Annotated in this window: 15 protein-coding genes and 1 riboswitch; of the genes, 11 read left to right on the top strand and 4 right to left on the bottom strand. The window is 60.4% G+C overall.

Features of this window, described 5'->3' with window-relative positions:
- Positions 1-83: 83 nt before the first annotated feature.
- The 3 genes from ACQZ40_RS19555 to ACQZ40_RS19545 are packed head-to-tail and all read right to left on the bottom strand — an operon-like array spanning position 84 to position 2,658.
- Positions 84-608, bottom strand: coding sequence for a flavin reductase family protein (locus ACQZ40_RS19555; protein WP_003519878.1), 525 nt, complete (start codon positions 606-608; stop codon positions 84-86).
- Entirely contained in the window at positions 608-1,501 is an 894-nt protein-coding gene (locus tag ACQZ40_RS19550) for an aldo/keto reductase (RefSeq protein WP_078052565.1), read from the bottom strand. Before ACQZ40_RS19550 ends, ACQZ40_RS19555 begins: the two co-directional genes overlap by 1 nt.
- Positions 1,501-2,658 carry an LLM class flavin-dependent oxidoreductase gene (locus tag ACQZ40_RS19545; protein WP_448748510.1) on the bottom strand — a complete coding sequence of 386 codons (1,158 nt, stop codon included), beginning with the start codon at positions 2,656-2,658 and terminating at the stop codon, positions 1,501-1,503. The genes ACQZ40_RS19550 and ACQZ40_RS19545 overlap by 1 nt, the downstream gene beginning before the upstream one ends.
- 100 nt (positions 2,659-2,758) lie before the next feature.
- On the opposite strand from ACQZ40_RS19545, the gene ACQZ40_RS19540 reads away from it, so the two are divergent.
- The 6 genes from ACQZ40_RS19540 to ACQZ40_RS19515 all read left to right on the top strand — a co-directional run bounded on the left by ACQZ40_RS19540 (position 2,759) and on the right by ACQZ40_RS19515 (position 10,129).
- Positions 2,759-3,463 (top strand): GntR family transcriptional regulator, encoded by a 705-nt coding sequence (locus ACQZ40_RS19540; protein ID WP_065655620.1) that lies wholly within the window; start codon positions 2,759-2,761, stop codon positions 3,461-3,463.
- Positions 3,464-3,798: 335 nt separating this feature from the next.
- Positions 3,799-4,875: an ABC transporter ATP-binding protein gene (locus ACQZ40_RS19535; RefSeq protein WP_448748509.1), complete on the top strand. Its 1,077-nt coding sequence runs from the start codon at positions 3,799-3,801 to the stop codon at positions 4,873-4,875.
- A gap of 52 nt (positions 4,876-4,927) precedes the next feature.
- Entirely contained in the window at positions 4,928-6,178 is a 1,251-nt protein-coding gene (locus ACQZ40_RS19530) for an ABC transporter substrate-binding protein (RefSeq protein WP_142844610.1), read from the top strand.
- 173 nt (positions 6,179-6,351) lie between these two features.
- Positions 6,352-7,263 carry a carbohydrate ABC transporter permease gene (locus tag ACQZ40_RS19525; RefSeq protein ID WP_020810525.1) on the top strand — a complete coding sequence of 304 codons (912 nt, stop codon included), beginning with the start codon at positions 6,352-6,354 and terminating at the stop codon, positions 7,261-7,263.
- A gap of 4 nt (positions 7,264-7,267) precedes the next feature.
- Complete coding sequence (locus ACQZ40_RS19520; protein WP_003519886.1) at positions 7,268-8,122, top strand: carbohydrate ABC transporter permease; 855 nt, start codon at positions 7,268-7,270, stop codon at positions 8,120-8,122.
- A gap of 12 nt (positions 8,123-8,134) precedes the next feature.
- Positions 8,135-10,129, top strand: a complete 1,995-nt coding sequence (locus ACQZ40_RS19515) for an alpha-glucosidase (protein WP_448748508.1) — start codon at positions 8,135-8,137, stop codon at positions 10,127-10,129.
- 25 nt (positions 10,130-10,154) lie between these two features.
- Here ACQZ40_RS19515 and ACQZ40_RS19510 read toward each other — a convergent pair whose 3' ends face one another.
- The gene (locus ACQZ40_RS19510; RefSeq protein ID WP_065655615.1) at positions 10,155-11,444 is read right to left on the bottom strand and encodes a pilus assembly protein TadG-related protein; all 1,290 of its coding nucleotides are present in this window, start codon (positions 11,442-11,444) and stop codon (positions 10,155-10,157) included.
- A gap of 218 nt (positions 11,445-11,662) precedes the next feature.
- Positions 11,663-11,765: riboswitch (TPP riboswitch) on the top strand.
- Positions 11,766-11,889: 124 nt separating this feature from the next.
- Here ACQZ40_RS19510 and ACQZ40_RS19505 point away from each other — a divergent pair.
- Genes ACQZ40_RS19505 through thiD form a run of 5 tightly spaced genes read left to right on the top strand, consistent with a single transcriptional unit; the run spans position 11,890 to position 15,802 of the window.
- Entirely contained in the window at positions 11,890-12,675 is a 786-nt protein-coding gene (locus tag ACQZ40_RS19505) for an ABC transporter permease (protein ID WP_448748507.1), read from the top strand.
- Positions 12,672-13,622, top strand: a complete 951-nt coding sequence (locus tag ACQZ40_RS19500; RefSeq protein WP_448748506.1) for an ABC transporter substrate-binding protein — start codon at positions 12,672-12,674, stop codon at positions 13,620-13,622. Before ACQZ40_RS19505 ends, ACQZ40_RS19500 begins: the two co-directional genes overlap by 4 nt.
- Positions 13,619-14,359, top strand: coding sequence for a hydroxyethylthiazole kinase (locus ACQZ40_RS19495; protein WP_174000140.1), 741 nt, complete (start codon positions 13,619-13,621; stop codon positions 14,357-14,359). Before ACQZ40_RS19500 ends, ACQZ40_RS19495 begins: the two co-directional genes overlap by 4 nt.
- The gene (thiE, locus tag ACQZ40_RS19490; RefSeq protein WP_448748505.1) at positions 14,346-15,008 is read left to right on the top strand and encodes a thiamine phosphate synthase; all 663 of its coding nucleotides are present in this window, start codon (positions 14,346-14,348) and stop codon (positions 15,006-15,008) included. The genes ACQZ40_RS19495 and thiE overlap by 14 nt, the downstream gene beginning before the upstream one ends.
- Positions 15,005-15,802: a bifunctional hydroxymethylpyrimidine kinase/phosphomethylpyrimidine kinase gene (gene thiD, locus ACQZ40_RS19485; RefSeq protein ID WP_448748504.1), complete on the top strand. Its 798-nt coding sequence runs from the start codon at positions 15,005-15,007 to the stop codon at positions 15,800-15,802. The genes thiE and thiD overlap by 4 nt, the downstream gene beginning before the upstream one ends.
- The last annotated feature ends 158 nt before the right edge of the window (positions 15,803-15,960 follow it).

The raw sequence follows: 15,960 nt of genomic DNA, 5'->3' as shown, positions 1-15,960 counted from the left end.
TGGCGCGCTCCGTGAAATATTTCAGAAGGCGGCTGGAGTAACATTGTCTCGCCGGAAGCCGGGAGGCAAACCAGCAGCGTCTGTTACTGCCGCGAAAACCTTCCAAAGGCTCCGCCCGAAAAGCACAGCGGGTCCCCGTCGCGATGGGCGGCGCGCAGCACCTCGCCGACGATGATGGTGTGGTCGCCCGCATCGTGGGACGCTGCCTGCCGGCATTCGAAACGGGCAAGCGTGCCGGGAATGACGGGAACGCCCTCGTCATTCATTTCCCAGTCGAGATCGTCGAAAGCGCGGCCATTGCGGGTGAAGCGGGCGCTTAGCACATCCTGATCGGCGCTCAGCACGTGGATGGCGAAATGGGTTGCACCGCTGAAGGCCTGATAACGCGACGAGCTTTTCGCCGGCGACCACAGCACCAGCGGCGGATCGAGCGACACGGACGCAAAGCTGTTGACCGTCATGCCGATCGGCCCTTCCGGCGTCGTGGCGGTCACCACCGTCACACCTGTCGTGAAAGCGCCGAGCGCATTGCGGAAGCTGCGGCTGTTTTCGCCGCCGGGAACGAATACATGCTCATTGGGCATTTTGATCGCCTCTGCCACTGTCATCACGGCACCTCTTTTCCAATCGCAAGGGTGTAGAGTTCGAACCAGGTCTGGCGGTCCATCGTCACGTTGAGCGCATCGGCCGCCGTTCTGATACGCTCGATATTGTTGGTGCCGAGCACAGGCACGATTTTGGCCGGATGCCGCAGAAGCCAGGCGATCGCCACTGCCGTGGCATCCACGCCCTGTTCCTTGCCGATGCGCTGCAAGGCGGCCATGGTGCCGCCATGAGCACCGGAGAACAACGAGCCGCCGCCAAGCGGCGACCATGCCATCGGAGAAACGCGCTTTTCCTGCAGGAAGGCCAGATCGCCATTGGTGAAGCAATCCGTGGCAAGAAGGCTCATTTCGATCTGGTTGGTCACGAGCCGGTTGCTCATCGCCGATTGCAGCAGGGAGAAATCCCACGGGCGGAAGTTGGAGACGCCAACGGCCTTGACCTTGCCGGACGCCACCAGCGCATCGAGTGCCTTGCCGGTTTCTTCCGCATCGATCAACGGATCAGGACGGTGAATGAGCAGCAGGTCGAGGTGATCCGTACCCATGTCGCGAAGCGACGCCTCGACCGAGGCGTTGATGTGGCCGGCCGTCGTGTCGTAATGTTTGACACGGGCGGCGGCGTGACGGCCTGCGGGTGCAACGATGCCGCATTTGGTGACGATTTCTATTCTGTCACGCAGCCCCGGAGCGGCTTTCAGGCCGGCACCCAGAATGGCTTCCGCCGTGTATCCGCCGTAAATATCGGCCTGATCCATGGTGGTGATGCCCTGCGCGAGGCAAGCCTCGATCTTGGCCTGCACGTGGGCGGGCGAGGTATCGGCATCGTCGCCTATGCGCCACATGCCGTAGACGATGCGGCTGAGTTCGAGTTTGTCGGAAAGAGCGATGCGTTCCATCAGTGGCGTTCCCCGTTGCCGAGCGGCGTGGCCGGCGTTTCAGAAGGCACCCGGCCATAGGCATGCGGCAGGGAGCAGGTTTTCATCTGCGGCAGAACCTTGGTGCCGAAGTGCTCCGCCTCATCGAGATGCGGATAACCGGAAAGGATGAAGGCGCGAATGCCCATCTTCTGGTATTCCTCCAGCGCCGAAAGCACCTTGTCGGTGGAACCGACCAGCGCCGCACCGCAGCCCGAACGCGCCCGCCCGATGCCGGTCCACAGATTGGGTTCGACATAACCGAACTTGTCGGCGAGTTCGCGGGCACGCGCCTGATGCGATACGCCGAGCGAGCCGCTGTCATGCGCGCGGTTGCGGATCAGTTGCCCATATTCGTCATCGAGCTTCGAAACAAGATGTTCGGCATATTCGCGGGCTTCCTGTTCGGTATCGCGCACCACCATATGGACACGCAGACCGTAATCCAGCGTGCGGTCATGGGCGGCGGCGCGTTCATTTGCGGCACGCATGCGGTCTGCAAGCTGGTCCTTCGTTTCCGGCCACATCAGATAGACGTCGCATTGCGCGCCGCAGAGTTCGAGCGCATCCGGCGAGTAGCCACCGAAATAAAGGAGCGGTCCGCCATTCTGCTGATAGGGTCTTGCCGGCTCGGTGGAGACGCCCTTGAACTGGTATATTTCGCCGTCATGGTCGATGGTGTCGCGCGTCCAGGCCTGGCGCAGAATCTCAACGACCTCATGGCTGCGCTTGTAGCGAAACGCGCTATCGGCCACTTCGCCAGGGAAATCCGAGCTGATGACGTTGAGCGTCAGGCGGCCTTTCAGCATGTGGTCCAGCGTCGCCACCGTGCGCGCCAGCATGATTGGCTGCATCTCGCCGCAGCGGATAGCAGCAAGAAAATTGATGCGGTCGCTGATCGGCGCGCAGCCGGCGACGAAGCTCAGCGTATCCTGCCCGACCTGATAGGACGAAGGGCAGAGAATGTTGCGGAAGCCGAGTTCTTCGGCCTTTTTGACGATATTCGAACAATGCTCGAAACTGGAGCGCAGGCTGCCATCCGGCACGCCAAGATAGGCGTAGTCATCGGAACACAAAGCGGAAAACCAGGAGACCTCGGCAGCATCGAGATCAGCGGATGTAACGGGTACGACGGTCATGCAATTCCTCCTCAGGGCCGCTCTCGTTTTTCTTGCATAACATCAAGAAATATGTAAATCAATGATGTATCAATTTTTGTTTCGGGGGAGGAAACGGCATATGAAACACACTGGCGGCAGCCTGCCAATGTATATGCAGATCGCGGAAATGCTGGTGCGCGAAGTGGCGGCGGGCCGGCTGATTGATGGCGAGAAGCTCGCGCCGGAGCGCGATATGGCGGCGGACCTCGGCATCGCCGTTGGCACGCTTCGCAAGTCGCTCGCCGAATTGCAGGAGCGCGGCCTGCTGGAGCGCGTGCAGGGCTCAGGCAATTACATTCGCGCCGTCAGCGATCCGCAAAGCGTCTACGCCTTCTTCCGGCTTGAACTGATCGAGGGCGGCGGCCTGCCGACGGCGGAGGTTCTGGATGTGGCCCGCCTTGCCAAGCCTGCCGACCTGCCCGCCTTCGGCACATCGACCGAAGGACACAGGATTCGCCGCCTGCGGCGCATTGCCGGCAAACCGGCGGCCATCGAAGAAATCTGGCTGGACGGTTCTTACGTCGACACCATCGCCATCGAGAACATGTCGGAATCCCTCTATCTCTATTACCGCACCCGTCTCAACCTCTGGATATCGAAGGCGGAGGATCGCATCGATCTCGGCGAAGTACCCGAATGGACACCCGAGGTCTTCGGTCAGAAATCAGGCGCGCTGGTGCCGCGGGTGTTGCGTCTGAGCCAAGCGCAGGACGGTGCGGTGGCCGAAGTTTCATGGACCTGGTTCGATCATACCGTTGCCCGATACGTTTCTCGCATACGTTGAGACTGCACAAAATTCGCGTGATCCAGATGAATGGAGAAATTTGACGGGAGGCAAGCAAGCAGCGGCCTGTCCTGCGGGCAGTTTTGCGACTATATTTCTTTAAATCAATGACTTAATAGTTTTTGATTTCTGTCAGAAATAAAATTGATACACTATTGATTTCCTTTTTTTGAAAGGTAATATCACGTCCTCAGGGAGACAGGCGTTTCGCCATCCCACGATATCGCCAGACAATCGGGATCGATTTTCGACGATGCGATGCGTGGAACTTGAAGGTTGATACCGGCAATGGCGTCCATCCGAATTCTGGACGCGCCGGTCGTGAGGAGGAAAATATGGCTTCGGTCAGCCTGCGCAAGCTGGACAAGAGTTACGGTGCGCTTCGCATCGTCAAGGGCATAGACCTTGAAATCAACGATGGCGAATTCGTCGTGTTCGTCGGCCCTTCCGGCTGCGGCAAATCGACGACGCTGCGCATGGTCGCCGGGCTTGAAAGCATTACCGGCGGCGAAGTGAAGATCGGCGACCGCGTCGTCAACCGGCTGCCGCCGCGCGAGCGTGACATCGCCATGGTCTTTCAGGACTATGCGCTTTATCCGCACAAGACGGTGCGCGAAAACATGGGTTTCAGCCTGAAGGTACGCGGTGTCAGCGCCTCCCAGGCCAAAGCCAGCATCGATGAAGCGGCGAAGATGCTCGGCATCGAGCACCTTCTCGACCGTCGGCCCGGCCAGCTTTCCGGCGGCCAGCGCCAGCGCGTGGCCATGGGCCGCGCCATCGTGCGCCGCCCGCAGGTATTTCTGTTCGACGAACCCCTTTCCAACCTCGACGCCAAGCTGCGCGGACAGGTGCGCACGGAAATCAAGCGGCTGCACCAGCAGCTCGGCACGACCATCATCTACGTTACCCATGACCAGGTGGAGGCCATGACGCTGGCCGACCGCATCGTCATCCTGCGCGGCGGCGATATCGAGCAGGTCGGCACGCCGGACGAGGTCTATAACCGTCCGGAAAGCGTCTTCGTCGGCGGTTTCGTCGGCGCGCCGGCGATGAACTTCGCCCGCGCCAAGGTGAGCGGCGACCGGCTGGTATTTTCCGACGGCAACGCCCTGCCGCTGGCAGCCATCCGGCCATCCCGCGAAACGGGGCTCGACGGGCGCGAAGTCATTATCGGCATTCGCCCGGAACATTTCGGCCCCGTCGAGGGCTTCGACACGCAGCTTGCGGTCAAGGTGCAGGTGGTAGAGCCGCTCGGCTCGGACACGCTCGTCCATTTCAGCCTTGGTGATGCGGCGCTGACCGCACGCATGCCGCCGCATCTGCGGCCTGCGCCGAATGAGGAACTGAAGATCGGCGTCGATCCGTCCAAGGTCCATCTTTTCGACGCCGCGACGGAACGCTCTATCCACTGATTGCCGGGCGAGGAAACGCTGCGGCCAACAGGTTTAATAACGGGAGGAACACATGACATTTAAAACCATCAAGGGCAAAGCCCTCATGGGTGCCGCGCTCTGCGCAACCATGCTCGCCTTTTCGGGACAGGCCTTTGCCGATGCCGAACTGAAGATCTTCGTTTCCAGCCAGCATCAGCCCGATGTGTGGCGGAAGGCGCTCGATCAATATGAGGCCAAGACGCCCGGCGTGAAGGTGGTCATCGAGACCGGCGGCAACACCTCGGAAATGCAGGCGCAATATCTCAACACCGTGATGTCGGCCAAGGATTCGAGCCTTGACGTGCTGATGCTCGACGTCATCCGCCCCGCACAATTCGCCACGGCTGGCTGGACAAGCGATTTCTCCGGCAAGGACATGTCGGCCTATCTGCCGACCTATGCCGAAGCCAACACGGTGGACGGCAAGATCGTGGCGCTGCCCGCCTTTGCCGATTCCATGTTCCTTTATTACCGCAAGGACCTGCTCGAAAAATACGGCATCAAGCCGCCAACCACCTGGGACGAGCTGAAGGAAGCCTCCAAGAAGGTGATGGAGGGTGAAAAGAACCCCGAGCTTCAGGGCCTGTCCTTCCAGGGCAAGGCGATCGAAGGCGCTGTCTGCACCTTCCTCCTGCCCTATTGGAGCGAAGGCAAGTCGCTGGTTGAAAACGGCAAACTGAATTTCGACAACAAGGCGGCGGTGGATTCGCTGAAGCTCTGGAAGAGCTTCGTGGACGAAGGCATTTCCAAAAAGAACATTTCGGAAGTGGCGACCGACGACACCCGCAAGGAATTCCAGGCAGGTAAAGTGCTCTTCGCGGTCAACTGGTCCTATGCCTGGACCCATTTCCAGGGCAAGGAATCGCAGGTGAACGACAAGGTTGGCGTCGCCCGCCTGCCGGCCGTCAAGGGCGGCGAGCAGACGACCTGCCTCGGCGGCTGGGAATTCGGCGTTTCCGCCTATTCCAAGCAGCAGGAGGAAGCCAAGAAGCTGGTGGAATATCTCTCCGGTCAGGATGTTTCGAAGTTCATGGCCATCAACGCCGCGCTTCTGCCGACCTATGCCGCACTATACAAGGATGCTGAGGTAACCAAGACGATCCCGTGGTTCGCGGATGCCCTGCCCGTCGTCGAGACTGCCAAGGCCCGCCCCGTGACGCCGCGTTACAACGAGGTCAGCGAAACCATCCGCACCACCGTCAACGGCGTGCTTGCCGGCGTTATGACGCCGGAGGATGGCGCAAAGCAGATGGAAAGCCGTCTGCGGCGCGTTCTGCGCTAAGCTTTGCGCCGGAAAGCGGCATGCCTGCCATGCCCTTTCCGGCCGCTTCGACTGACAGGAATAAGGCCGCCTGAAGGGCGCGATAAACGGGCCGGATAGAACCGGTCCGCTCGGGAGACGACGACGTGAATCCAGTTGCGGGAGTGGCAGACGTGACAATGCCGGAAAGAACCATGGTTCGGGTGGACGAGAAACCGCAGCCGCGCTGGACGCGGTGGCTCGATCTCGGCGACCGGCCGCTGGCCGTACTTCTCTTGGCGCCGGCGGCGATCCTGCTGTCGCTCATCATCGTCTATCCGGTGGCGCGGCTCGTCTACACATCGTTTTTCAGCCTTTCGCTGACGTCGGGCCTGCCGGCGGAATTCATCGGCTTTGAAAACTACACGGCGATGTTCGACGACCCGATCTTCTGGGAAACGACCTGGAACACGGTGCTGATCACGCTGATCACCGTGCCCGGCGCGCTCATCATGGGCCTTGGCCTCGCACTGCTCGCCAACCTGCCTTTTTCCATGCAGTGGCCGATGCGGCTTTCGCTGCTGATCCCCTGGGCGCTGCCGCTGTCCTTTGCCGGCCTCATCTTCGCATGGTTTTTCCATTACGAATATGGCGTGGTCAATGATGTGCTCAACCGTTTCGGCTTCGAAGGGATCATCTGGTTCAATTCGCCGAACTGGGCCTTTGCGGCGATCTGCCTGACCATCATCTGGAAGACATCCTCCTTCATGGCGCTGATGATCCTTGCCGGCCTGCAGACCATTCCGCGTTCGCTCTACGAGGCGGCTGATGTGGATGGCGCCGGCAAAATCCGGCAATTCTTCGAAATCACCCTGCCGCTTCTAAAGCCCTCGATTGTCGTCGCGCTCATCTTCCGCACCATCACAGCGCTGCAGACCTTTGATATTCCTTACATGATGACCGGCGGCGGCCCCGGCACATCCACCACGACGCTTGCCATGTATATCCACCAGAACACCGTCTCCTTCCTCGATCTGGGTTACGGTTCGGCGCTGGCGGTCATGATGTTTGCGCTTTCCATGTGCGTCACCGCCGTTTATCTCCGCATTATCAGGACGAAGGACTGATCCCATGAGCACCGTTGCGAATTCCGGTCTGTCCTCCTTCTTTTCCGGCAAGCCGCTGCGCTTCATCGCGGCCTCCATTCTTCTGGTCAACGGCCTGTTTCCGGCGATCTGGATCCTTTTCACCTCGCTGAAGACCGAAGCAGAACTGACGGTCAAGCCAATCACCTGGTTTCCGCACGCGCCGACGTTGGCCAATTACATGCAGGCCTTTTCCGACCAGCCGCTGCATCTCTTCCTGTTCAACAGCTTCATGGTAGCGCTGCTTTCCACCGCCCTCACCATCCTGATTTCGGTGCTGGCGGCTTACGCGCTGGCGCGGCTGAACCTCAAATATCGTGCGCTGATCCTTTCGCTCATCATCGCCGTTTCCACGTTTCCCCTCGTCACGCTTCTGGTGCCGCTGTTCGAAATCATGCGCGCCTTGAACCTGCTCAACAGCTGGACGGCGCTGATCCTGCCCTACACGGTGCTTTCGCTGCCGGTCTGCACGCTGATGCTGGTCTCCTTCTTCGAAAGCATCCCGCGCGATCTCGAAAACGCCGCCATGATCGATGGCTGCACCCGCATCGGCGCGCTGTTCAAGGTCGTCGTGCCGCTCTGCGCGCCGGGCGTTTTCACCGCCGGCATCCTTGCCTTCGTGAATGCCTGGGATGAGTTCCTGCTGGCGCTTTCCTTCAATTCCAATCCGGCGCTCCGCACGCTTCCTGTCGGCATCCAGCTTTATCAGGGTGAATTCGCCTTCCCCTGGCCGGTCATTTCGGCGGCGCTGGTGGTCGGTATCGTGCCGGTCGCCATCCTGATCGTCATCTTTCAGGAACGGGTTGTCTCCGGCCTCACCGCCGGCGGTCTCAAGGGCTAAACAGGTACAGTCATGCATTTCGAAAAGACCAAAGACGGCTTTGCGCTCACCATCGGCAACCGCACCGTACTTTCCCATTCATCCGAAAACCCGGCCTTCTTCGCCGGTTTCGGCAAGGAGAGGATGGATATGTATCGCGGCAACTTCGATATCGAGGACTACCTGATCGAACGAACCGCACTGCGCCATGCCGAGGTCAGCGGCGAGAGCATCACGCTCTCATCCGCGCCGGGACAGACACCGCGCCTTCGCCTGACGCTCGATGGCAGCGCGATGCGGCTAACGGCGCTGGATGACACCGTCAACCGCCTATGGCTGCGCGTCGTTGCGGAAACGGATGAGCACGTCTGGGGCGGCGGCGAGCAGATGTCCTATTTCGACATGCGCGGTCGCCGCTTTCCGCTGTGGACCTCCGAGCCGGGGGTCGGCCGCGACAAGACCACCGAGATCACCTTCAAGTCCGATGTCAGCGGCAAGGCGGGCGGTGATTATTACAATACCAACTACCCGCAGCCGACTTACCTGTCGTCGCGCAGATACGCCCTCCATGTGGAAACAAGCGCCTATTCGGTGTTCGATTTCCGCAACGGCGATTTCCACGAGATCGAAATCTGGGCCATCCCCGAAAAGATCGAATTCGTCGCCGGCGATCATTTCACCGATATCGTTTCCGCCCTGTCGCTGCGGTTCGGACGCCAGCCGGAACTGCCGGAGTGGGTCTATAACGGTGCGATCATCGGGTTAAAGGATGGCGTCAACTCCTTTGCGCGACTGGAGAAAATCCGCGCTGCCGGAACGAAGGTGTCCGGCCTCTGGTGCGAAGACTGGGTGGGTCTTCGCCAGACATCCTTCGGCGCGCGCCTCTTCTGGGACTGGCAGGCGAATGACACGCGTTATCCGCATCTGCGCCAGAATATCGCCGAGCTTGCCGATCAGGGCATCCGCTTTCTGGGTTATGTGAACCCCTATCTCTGCGTCGACGGCCCGCTGTTCCCGGTGGCTGAAAAAGCCGGCTATTTCGCCACCGACGCCGAGGGCAAGACGGCGCTGGTGGATTTCGGCGAGTTCGATTGCGGCGTGGTCGATTTCACCAATCCGGCCGCCGCCGACTGGTTCGCCGAGGAAATCATCGGCAAGAACATGCTCGATTTCGGCCTCTCCGGCTGGATGGCCGATTTCGGCGAATATCTGCCGATCGACATTACCCTTTCCAACGGCGTCGACGCCAAGCTGATGCACAATGCCTGGCCAACGCTCTGGGCCGAGGTCAACGCCAAGGCCGTCGAAAGTCGCGGCAAGACCGGCGAAGCGCTGTTCTTCATGCGCGCCGGCTTCACCGGTGTACAGGCCCATTGCCCGCTCATCTGGGGCGGCGACCAGTCTGTCGACTTCTCCCGTCACGACGGTCTGGTCACCGTCATCTGCGGGGCGCTCTCCTCCGGCCTCATGGGCAATGCCTATCACCATTCCGATATTGGCGGTTACACCAGCCTGTTCGGCAATGTCAGAACCGCAGAACTCATCATGCGCTGGACGGAGATGGCCGCCTTCACGCCTGTCATGCGTACCCATGAGGGCAACCGGCCGCGCGACAATCTCCAGATCGATCAGGATGAGGCGGTTCTTGCCCATTTCGCCCGCATGACGTCCATCTATGTCGCGCTGGCCCCCTATCTGAAATCGCTCTCGGCGGAAGCGGCCAGGACGGGACTGCCGGTGCAGCGTCCGCTCTTTCTTCACTACGAGAATGACCGGCGGACCTATACCATTCAGGAATGCTATCTCTACGGGGAGGACATGCTTGTCGCACCCGTCTGGAAAGCGGGCGAAACGCAACGCTCGCTCTATCTTCCGGGCGACGGTGAATGGGTGCACCTGTGGAGCGGCGCGCATTATCCCGGCGGACAGGACGTCACCGTCGAAGCGCCGCTCGGCGAGCCTGCGGTGTTTTATCGTGCAGATAGCAGCCATCGGCCGCTGTTTGAACAACTCCGCACCATCGGCTGAAAGATAGCCGAGATCGTCCCTGCCATCACCCCGTCAGGCGGGGTGATGTGATGGCCTTTTTGAAAAGGGCGGTCATCGCCTCGCTGATGCCCTGCGACGGGCTGACTTCGAAGAACAGGCCCGGCGAAGCGCATTGCTGCATGCGTGCACCGATTTCCGGCTGAAATGGCGCGATCCAGCTATTGTACCAGCCATTGGTCGGCAGCGGCAGATAGGTGGTATAAAGCACGGCTATGCGGAAGCCTTTTTCCTTCAGCTTCGTGCAATATTTGATATCGACCGGCTCCTGACAGCGGCCGCTGGTGGTTTTTTTGGTACAGGAGGATGGCTTGTAGCTGTCGCCGACGCCGTCTGACACGAAGAAGACGATCTTCTCTGGGCTCGCCGAACTCGCACCGGTGCCCGAAGAGCCGATCCTGTCGCCAATCTGGGTCAGTGCCCGGTCAAAATCGGTCTGCTGGTCGTTGTTGAAACCCTGCTTGGGGATCGACATCAGGTCGACTTCAGCGGCTTTCTTCTTCGCGGTCGCCAGATCAGATGTCAACGACACGACTTCGAGCAGCTTCGTATCTTCCGCTTTCTCTCCGAAGGAGTAAACCGCCATACGATATTGATTGCTGCTTTTGCGCATGGACTTCGCCGTATCCATCAGGCTTGCCGTGGCCTGCGCCACCACATTGATGCGCGTTGTGACCCCGAGGCTTTTGGCTTTGTAGTAATAGCTGTTCTTATCCACCACCCCGTCTTTCACGATGTGACAGGCGAAAGCACATTTGTCGCTCGTATTCGCAACCATCTTAGCAACGTCGGTTGGCGTCGCGCCAACCCCCATCGAGGGGGTGTTATCCAGAAGGACATAGAAGTCGCTGAATGTTTCCGTCTCGTATTTGGCCGTCGCCTTGCCCGAAATGGTGATGAGATCCTCTCCGAGTATCCGTGAAAGCGTGGTGCCGACGGATGCCTTGAAGCTGACCGAGGATTCGATGGCGTTACCGTGTTTGATCACCGACACATCAAGAGACAGGAGCTTATAATCGGGATTGGCCCGCTCATTGCTTTCAAAGAATGCGGAGGCTTCGCTGCTGCCAAGCGAAATGACACCGTCGCCCGACATTTCCTTTGCCTTCTGAACGCTCGCCGACGTATCGGCAACCACAGCAAGCGCCGCGGCATCCGCCGCCATCTGCAGGTCCGATTTGACGGCCATGCCATGCGTCACATCGAGTGCCACGCCGGCCGCCCCAATCAGCGGCACCATCAACAGGGCGCTGAGAATGCCGAAATTTCCCGATTTATCCTGCCAGATGTTCTTCAAATTCGCCCCCGGAACTTTTCCCGGAGCGAAAATTAGCCGAACAATATTGAAAGGCAGTTTCTAGAGATAACTAATTTTCGATAAATCTAATTTCCTTAATAACTAATACGCCAATGGGAGATGCGCACCAGCGCAGGCCCGTTCAGGCATTCACGATCACGCCTGACGACGGATCGGCGGCGGGACGTTGACATTTATGAAACTTGACCTACAAAACAAAATCTTCCGAGGGGAGCACCGAGCGGTGCTGAGATGGCGTTGAGCCGGACCCTTGAACCTGATCCGGGTCATGCCGGCGTAGGAACGGAACTGCCGCGCCAACAGGCGCTGCCCTTTCTCTTCTCCGCTTTGCCTGATCTCCGAGATTGTCATATCTGGAGACGAATGATGATGCTGAAACCTTCCGTCCTTCGCACACGGTGCGTCTGCGTCTGAGGTCCGGCTCATGCGTGCCACCCATGCGCTGAACGGTGTCGGTCTTCTGCTGGTTTTCTGGCAGGCGGGAACGTGGCTGTTTTCACCGCCCCGCTACATCCTGCCATCGCCAGCCGATGTTGCCGGCGCTTTCTGGCGTCAGCCGGGCTTCCTGTTCGGGCAGGCGCTGATAACGCTCGGTGAAATGGCGCTCGGGCTTGCGGCGGGCATCACCGCCGGCATTCTCGTCGCTTTCACCATTGCCGCCATCCCGCGCCTCGGCCGCCTCGTCTGGCCCATGGTTCTGGTGTTGCAGGCCTTTCCGGTCTTCGTGCTCGCCCCCATCCTCGTCCTCTGGTTCGGTTTCGGCATGGCTTCGAAAGTGGTCATGACGGCGATCATCATCTTCTTCCCCGTTGCCTCCGCTTTCACTGACGGGCTCAACCGCACCGATCGCGCCATCCTCGACGCCGCCTCGCTGACTGAGGCGAGCCACTGGCAGATCCTCACCCGGTTGCGCGTGCCGCTGGCATTGCCATCGTTGATTTCGGGCTTGAGGGTGGCCGCGCCGCTTGCCCCGCTCGGCGCCGTCATCGGCGAATGGGTGGGCGCTTCGGCGGGGCTTGGGTTCGTGATGATCCAGTCCAATGCCCGCATGCAGACCGACACCATGTTCGCCGCCATGGCCATTCTCGCCATCATGGCGGTGCTGCTGCGGCTCATCGTGGACTTCTCGACCGCCAATCTTGCCCCCTGGGCCAACGAAACAGAACACACCATTCCTTTCAGATCTTTACGGAGACTTTTGGCACCATGAAACGAACTCTTCTTTCCCTTGTCGTCGCGGCGACAAGCGTGCTTTCACCCATGCAATCGCATGCAGCAGATAAGCTGACCGTGTTGCTCGAATGGTTCGTGAACCCCGATCATGCGCCGATGGTGATCGCCAGGGAACGCGGCCTGTTTGCCGATGCGGGGCTAGAGGTGGAACTGGTTCCACCCGCAGACCCCTCCGCCGTGCCGCGTCTTGTCTCGGCCAAACAGGCCGATATAGGCGTGCACTACCAGCCGAACCTCTATCTCGATCACGATGCCGGCCTGCCGCTCGTGCGTTTCGGCACGCTGGTCGAAACCCCGCTCAACACCGTCACCGTTCTGGCCGATGGGCCGATCAAGAGCTTGAAAGACCTGAAGGGCAAGAAGGTCGGCTTTTCCGTTTCCGGCTTCGAGGATGCCATGCTGAAGCGCATGCTGGAAAAGGACGGCCTGACGAAGGACGATGTCGAACTCATCAACGTCAACTTCTCGCTCTCGCCGTCGCTGATCGCCGGCAAGGTGGATGCCACGCTTGGCGGCTTCCGCAATTTCGAGCTGACGCAGATGAAGCTCGAGGGACACGAAGGCCGCTCCTTCTTCCCGGAGGAACACGGCGTGCCGGCCTATGACGAGCTGATCTTCGTCACCCACCGCGATCTCGCAAAAGACAACCGCCTGCCGCGTTTCCTCTCCGCCGTGGAACAGGCCGCGATCTTCATGACCAATCATCCGCAGGAATCCTGGCAGCTTTTCATCAAAGCCTATCCGAACCTTGACGATGCGCTGAACAAGCAGGCCTTCTTCGACACGCTGCCGCGTTTCGCCAAACGCCCGGCCGCGCTCGACCGCGCGCGCTACGCCCGTTTCGGCGCTTTCATGCAGGAAATGCAGCTGATCAAGCAGGCGCCGGCGGCGGACGACATCGCCGTGGAGCTGCAGCAGCCATGACGACGACTTTTCCGACAGCGGCAAAGGCCGCCGAGATTCTGGAGCGCGTGCGGCAGAGGCGCCCGCGCGTGCATTGCCTGATGAACACCGTGGTGCAGAAATTCACCGCGGACGGCATCACCGTCGTCGGCGGCATCCCCTCCATGACCACCTCGCTCGAGGAAATCGAGAGCTTCGTCACCAAGGCGGATGCGCTGACCGTCAATCTCGGCACACTGGATGCCGAGCGGCGCAAGGTTATCCGGCTGGCGATCGAAATAGCCAATGCATCCGGCAAGCCGTGGATCGTCGACCCCGTACATTGCGACTATTCGCCGTCGCGTCTGGAATTCGCGCGCGAACTGATTGCACTTTCCCCCACCATCGTACGCGGCAATCGCGCCGAAATGAACCTGATCGGCGATGTGCCTGGCGTGGTGAGGATTGAGACGGGGCCGGTAGATCATCTGCGCGATGCCGCCCGCAGCGTCAGGATCGTCAACGGTCATCCGTGGATGGCGAAGGTGACGGGAACGGGGTGCCTTTCGGGCGGCGTCATCGCCGCCTTCATGGCTGTCGAAAAAGACGCGCTGACGGCGGCGGCCTCCGCCCTTGCCGTCACCGGCGTTTCCGCCGAACTTGCGGCCAAGCACGCCAGAGGCCCCGGCAGCTTCGAACCGGCATTTTTGGATGCGCTTTCCGAAATTTCCGGTGAAGACATCACAAATCACGCAAGGATAGAGCATGAACAAGGTTGATTACCGCCTCAACGCGCTGGTCGATGCGAGCCTTGGCGATGTCGCGCCGCTGCCGGAGCTTGCTCTCGCCGCTGCGCTGAACGGCGCGACCATTCTGCAATATCGCGACAAGCACGGCTCGACGCGCGAGATGATCGAAAACGCCCGCGCCATTCACGAGGCTGTCGCCGGCACAGGCGTGCCGCTTGTCATCAACGACCGGGTGGATGTAGCCCTCGCCTCGGGCGCGGACGGAGTGCATCTCGGCGCCGACGATATGGACGCCAAAACCGCAAGGCGCATTCTCGGCGAAAAGGCGATCATCGGCCTCACCGTCAAGAACCGCCCCGATGCCGAACGGGCAGCCTCCATGCCCGCCGACTATGCCTGTATTGGCGGCGTCTTTGAGACCGTTTCCAAGATCAATCCGGACAAGCCGGTCGGTATCGACGGTTTTACCACGCTGCGCACCCTGCTGAAGGAATGGAAACCGGATATGCCGGTCGGCGCTATCGCCGGCATTGATCTTGCCCGTGTGCCACCCGTCATTGCCGCCGGCGCGGACGGTGTCGCGGTCATTTCCGCCATTTTCCGCGCGGGCGATATTGCCAGCGCGACCAAGGACTTCCGCTCCAAGATTGACGCGGCGCTGAAAGCGAGACAGCCATGACAGCCATTGCATTGACCATTGCCGGCTCCGACAGCGGCGGCGGCGCGGGTATTCAGGCGGATATCAAGACCTTCTCCGCGCTCGGCGCCTATGCCGCCAGCGTCATCACCGCCATCACCGCCCAGAACACCAAAGGCGTAACGGCGGTTGAGGATATTTCGGTCGCCAGCATTATCGCGCAGATGGATGCGGTATTCTCCGATCTCGCCGTCAATGCGGTGAAAATCGGCATGGTCTCGCGGATCGAAACCATCGCCGCCATCGCGGAACGGCTTCGGCGGCAATCGCAGCCGGTGGTGCTGGACCCGGTCATGGTAGCGACCTCCGGTGACAGGCTGCTGCATGAAGACGCCATCGAGACATTGCGGCGCGACTTGCTGCCGCTCGCGACCATCGTTACGCCGAACCTGCCGGAAGCGGCGCTGCTGACCGGGTCTTCGATGGCGAAAACGGAGACGGAGATCGCCCGCCAGGCCGAGGCGATCCTGAAGGCGGGCGCAAAAGCCGTGCTCATCAAGGGCGGCCATGGTGATGGGCCGGAGAGCACGGATTATCTGTTTGCGGATGGCGCCATGCAGGCGCTTTCCGCGGCACGGGTGGAGACGAAGAACGACCACGGCACCGGCTGCACGCTGGCGGCGGCGATTACGGCTCATCTTGCACAGGGTCGTGAGTTGCGGGAGGCGGTGGGGCTTGCGAAGGATTATCTGAATGGGGCGCTCGATGCCGGGCGGGGTCTTGCTGTCGGGCATGGGCGGGGGCCGGTGCATCATTTTTATCGGTGGTGGGGTTAGCGATGAGAGGGCGGAGTGTGGGCTTACCCCCCTCTGTCCTGCCGGACATCTCCCCCTCAAGGGGGGAGATCGACAAGTGGCTTGCCCACCGCATTGAGTAAGCCACTGTATCGATAGCAAGGCAGTTGCGAGGGAACGAGCGGGCGCTCCATCCGATC

Source organism: Agrobacterium sp. 16-172Ci, from assembly GCF_053522725.1.
The sequence above is the reverse complement of the archived record's forward strand: the minus strand, read 5'-3'. Positions and strand labels throughout refer to the sequence as shown.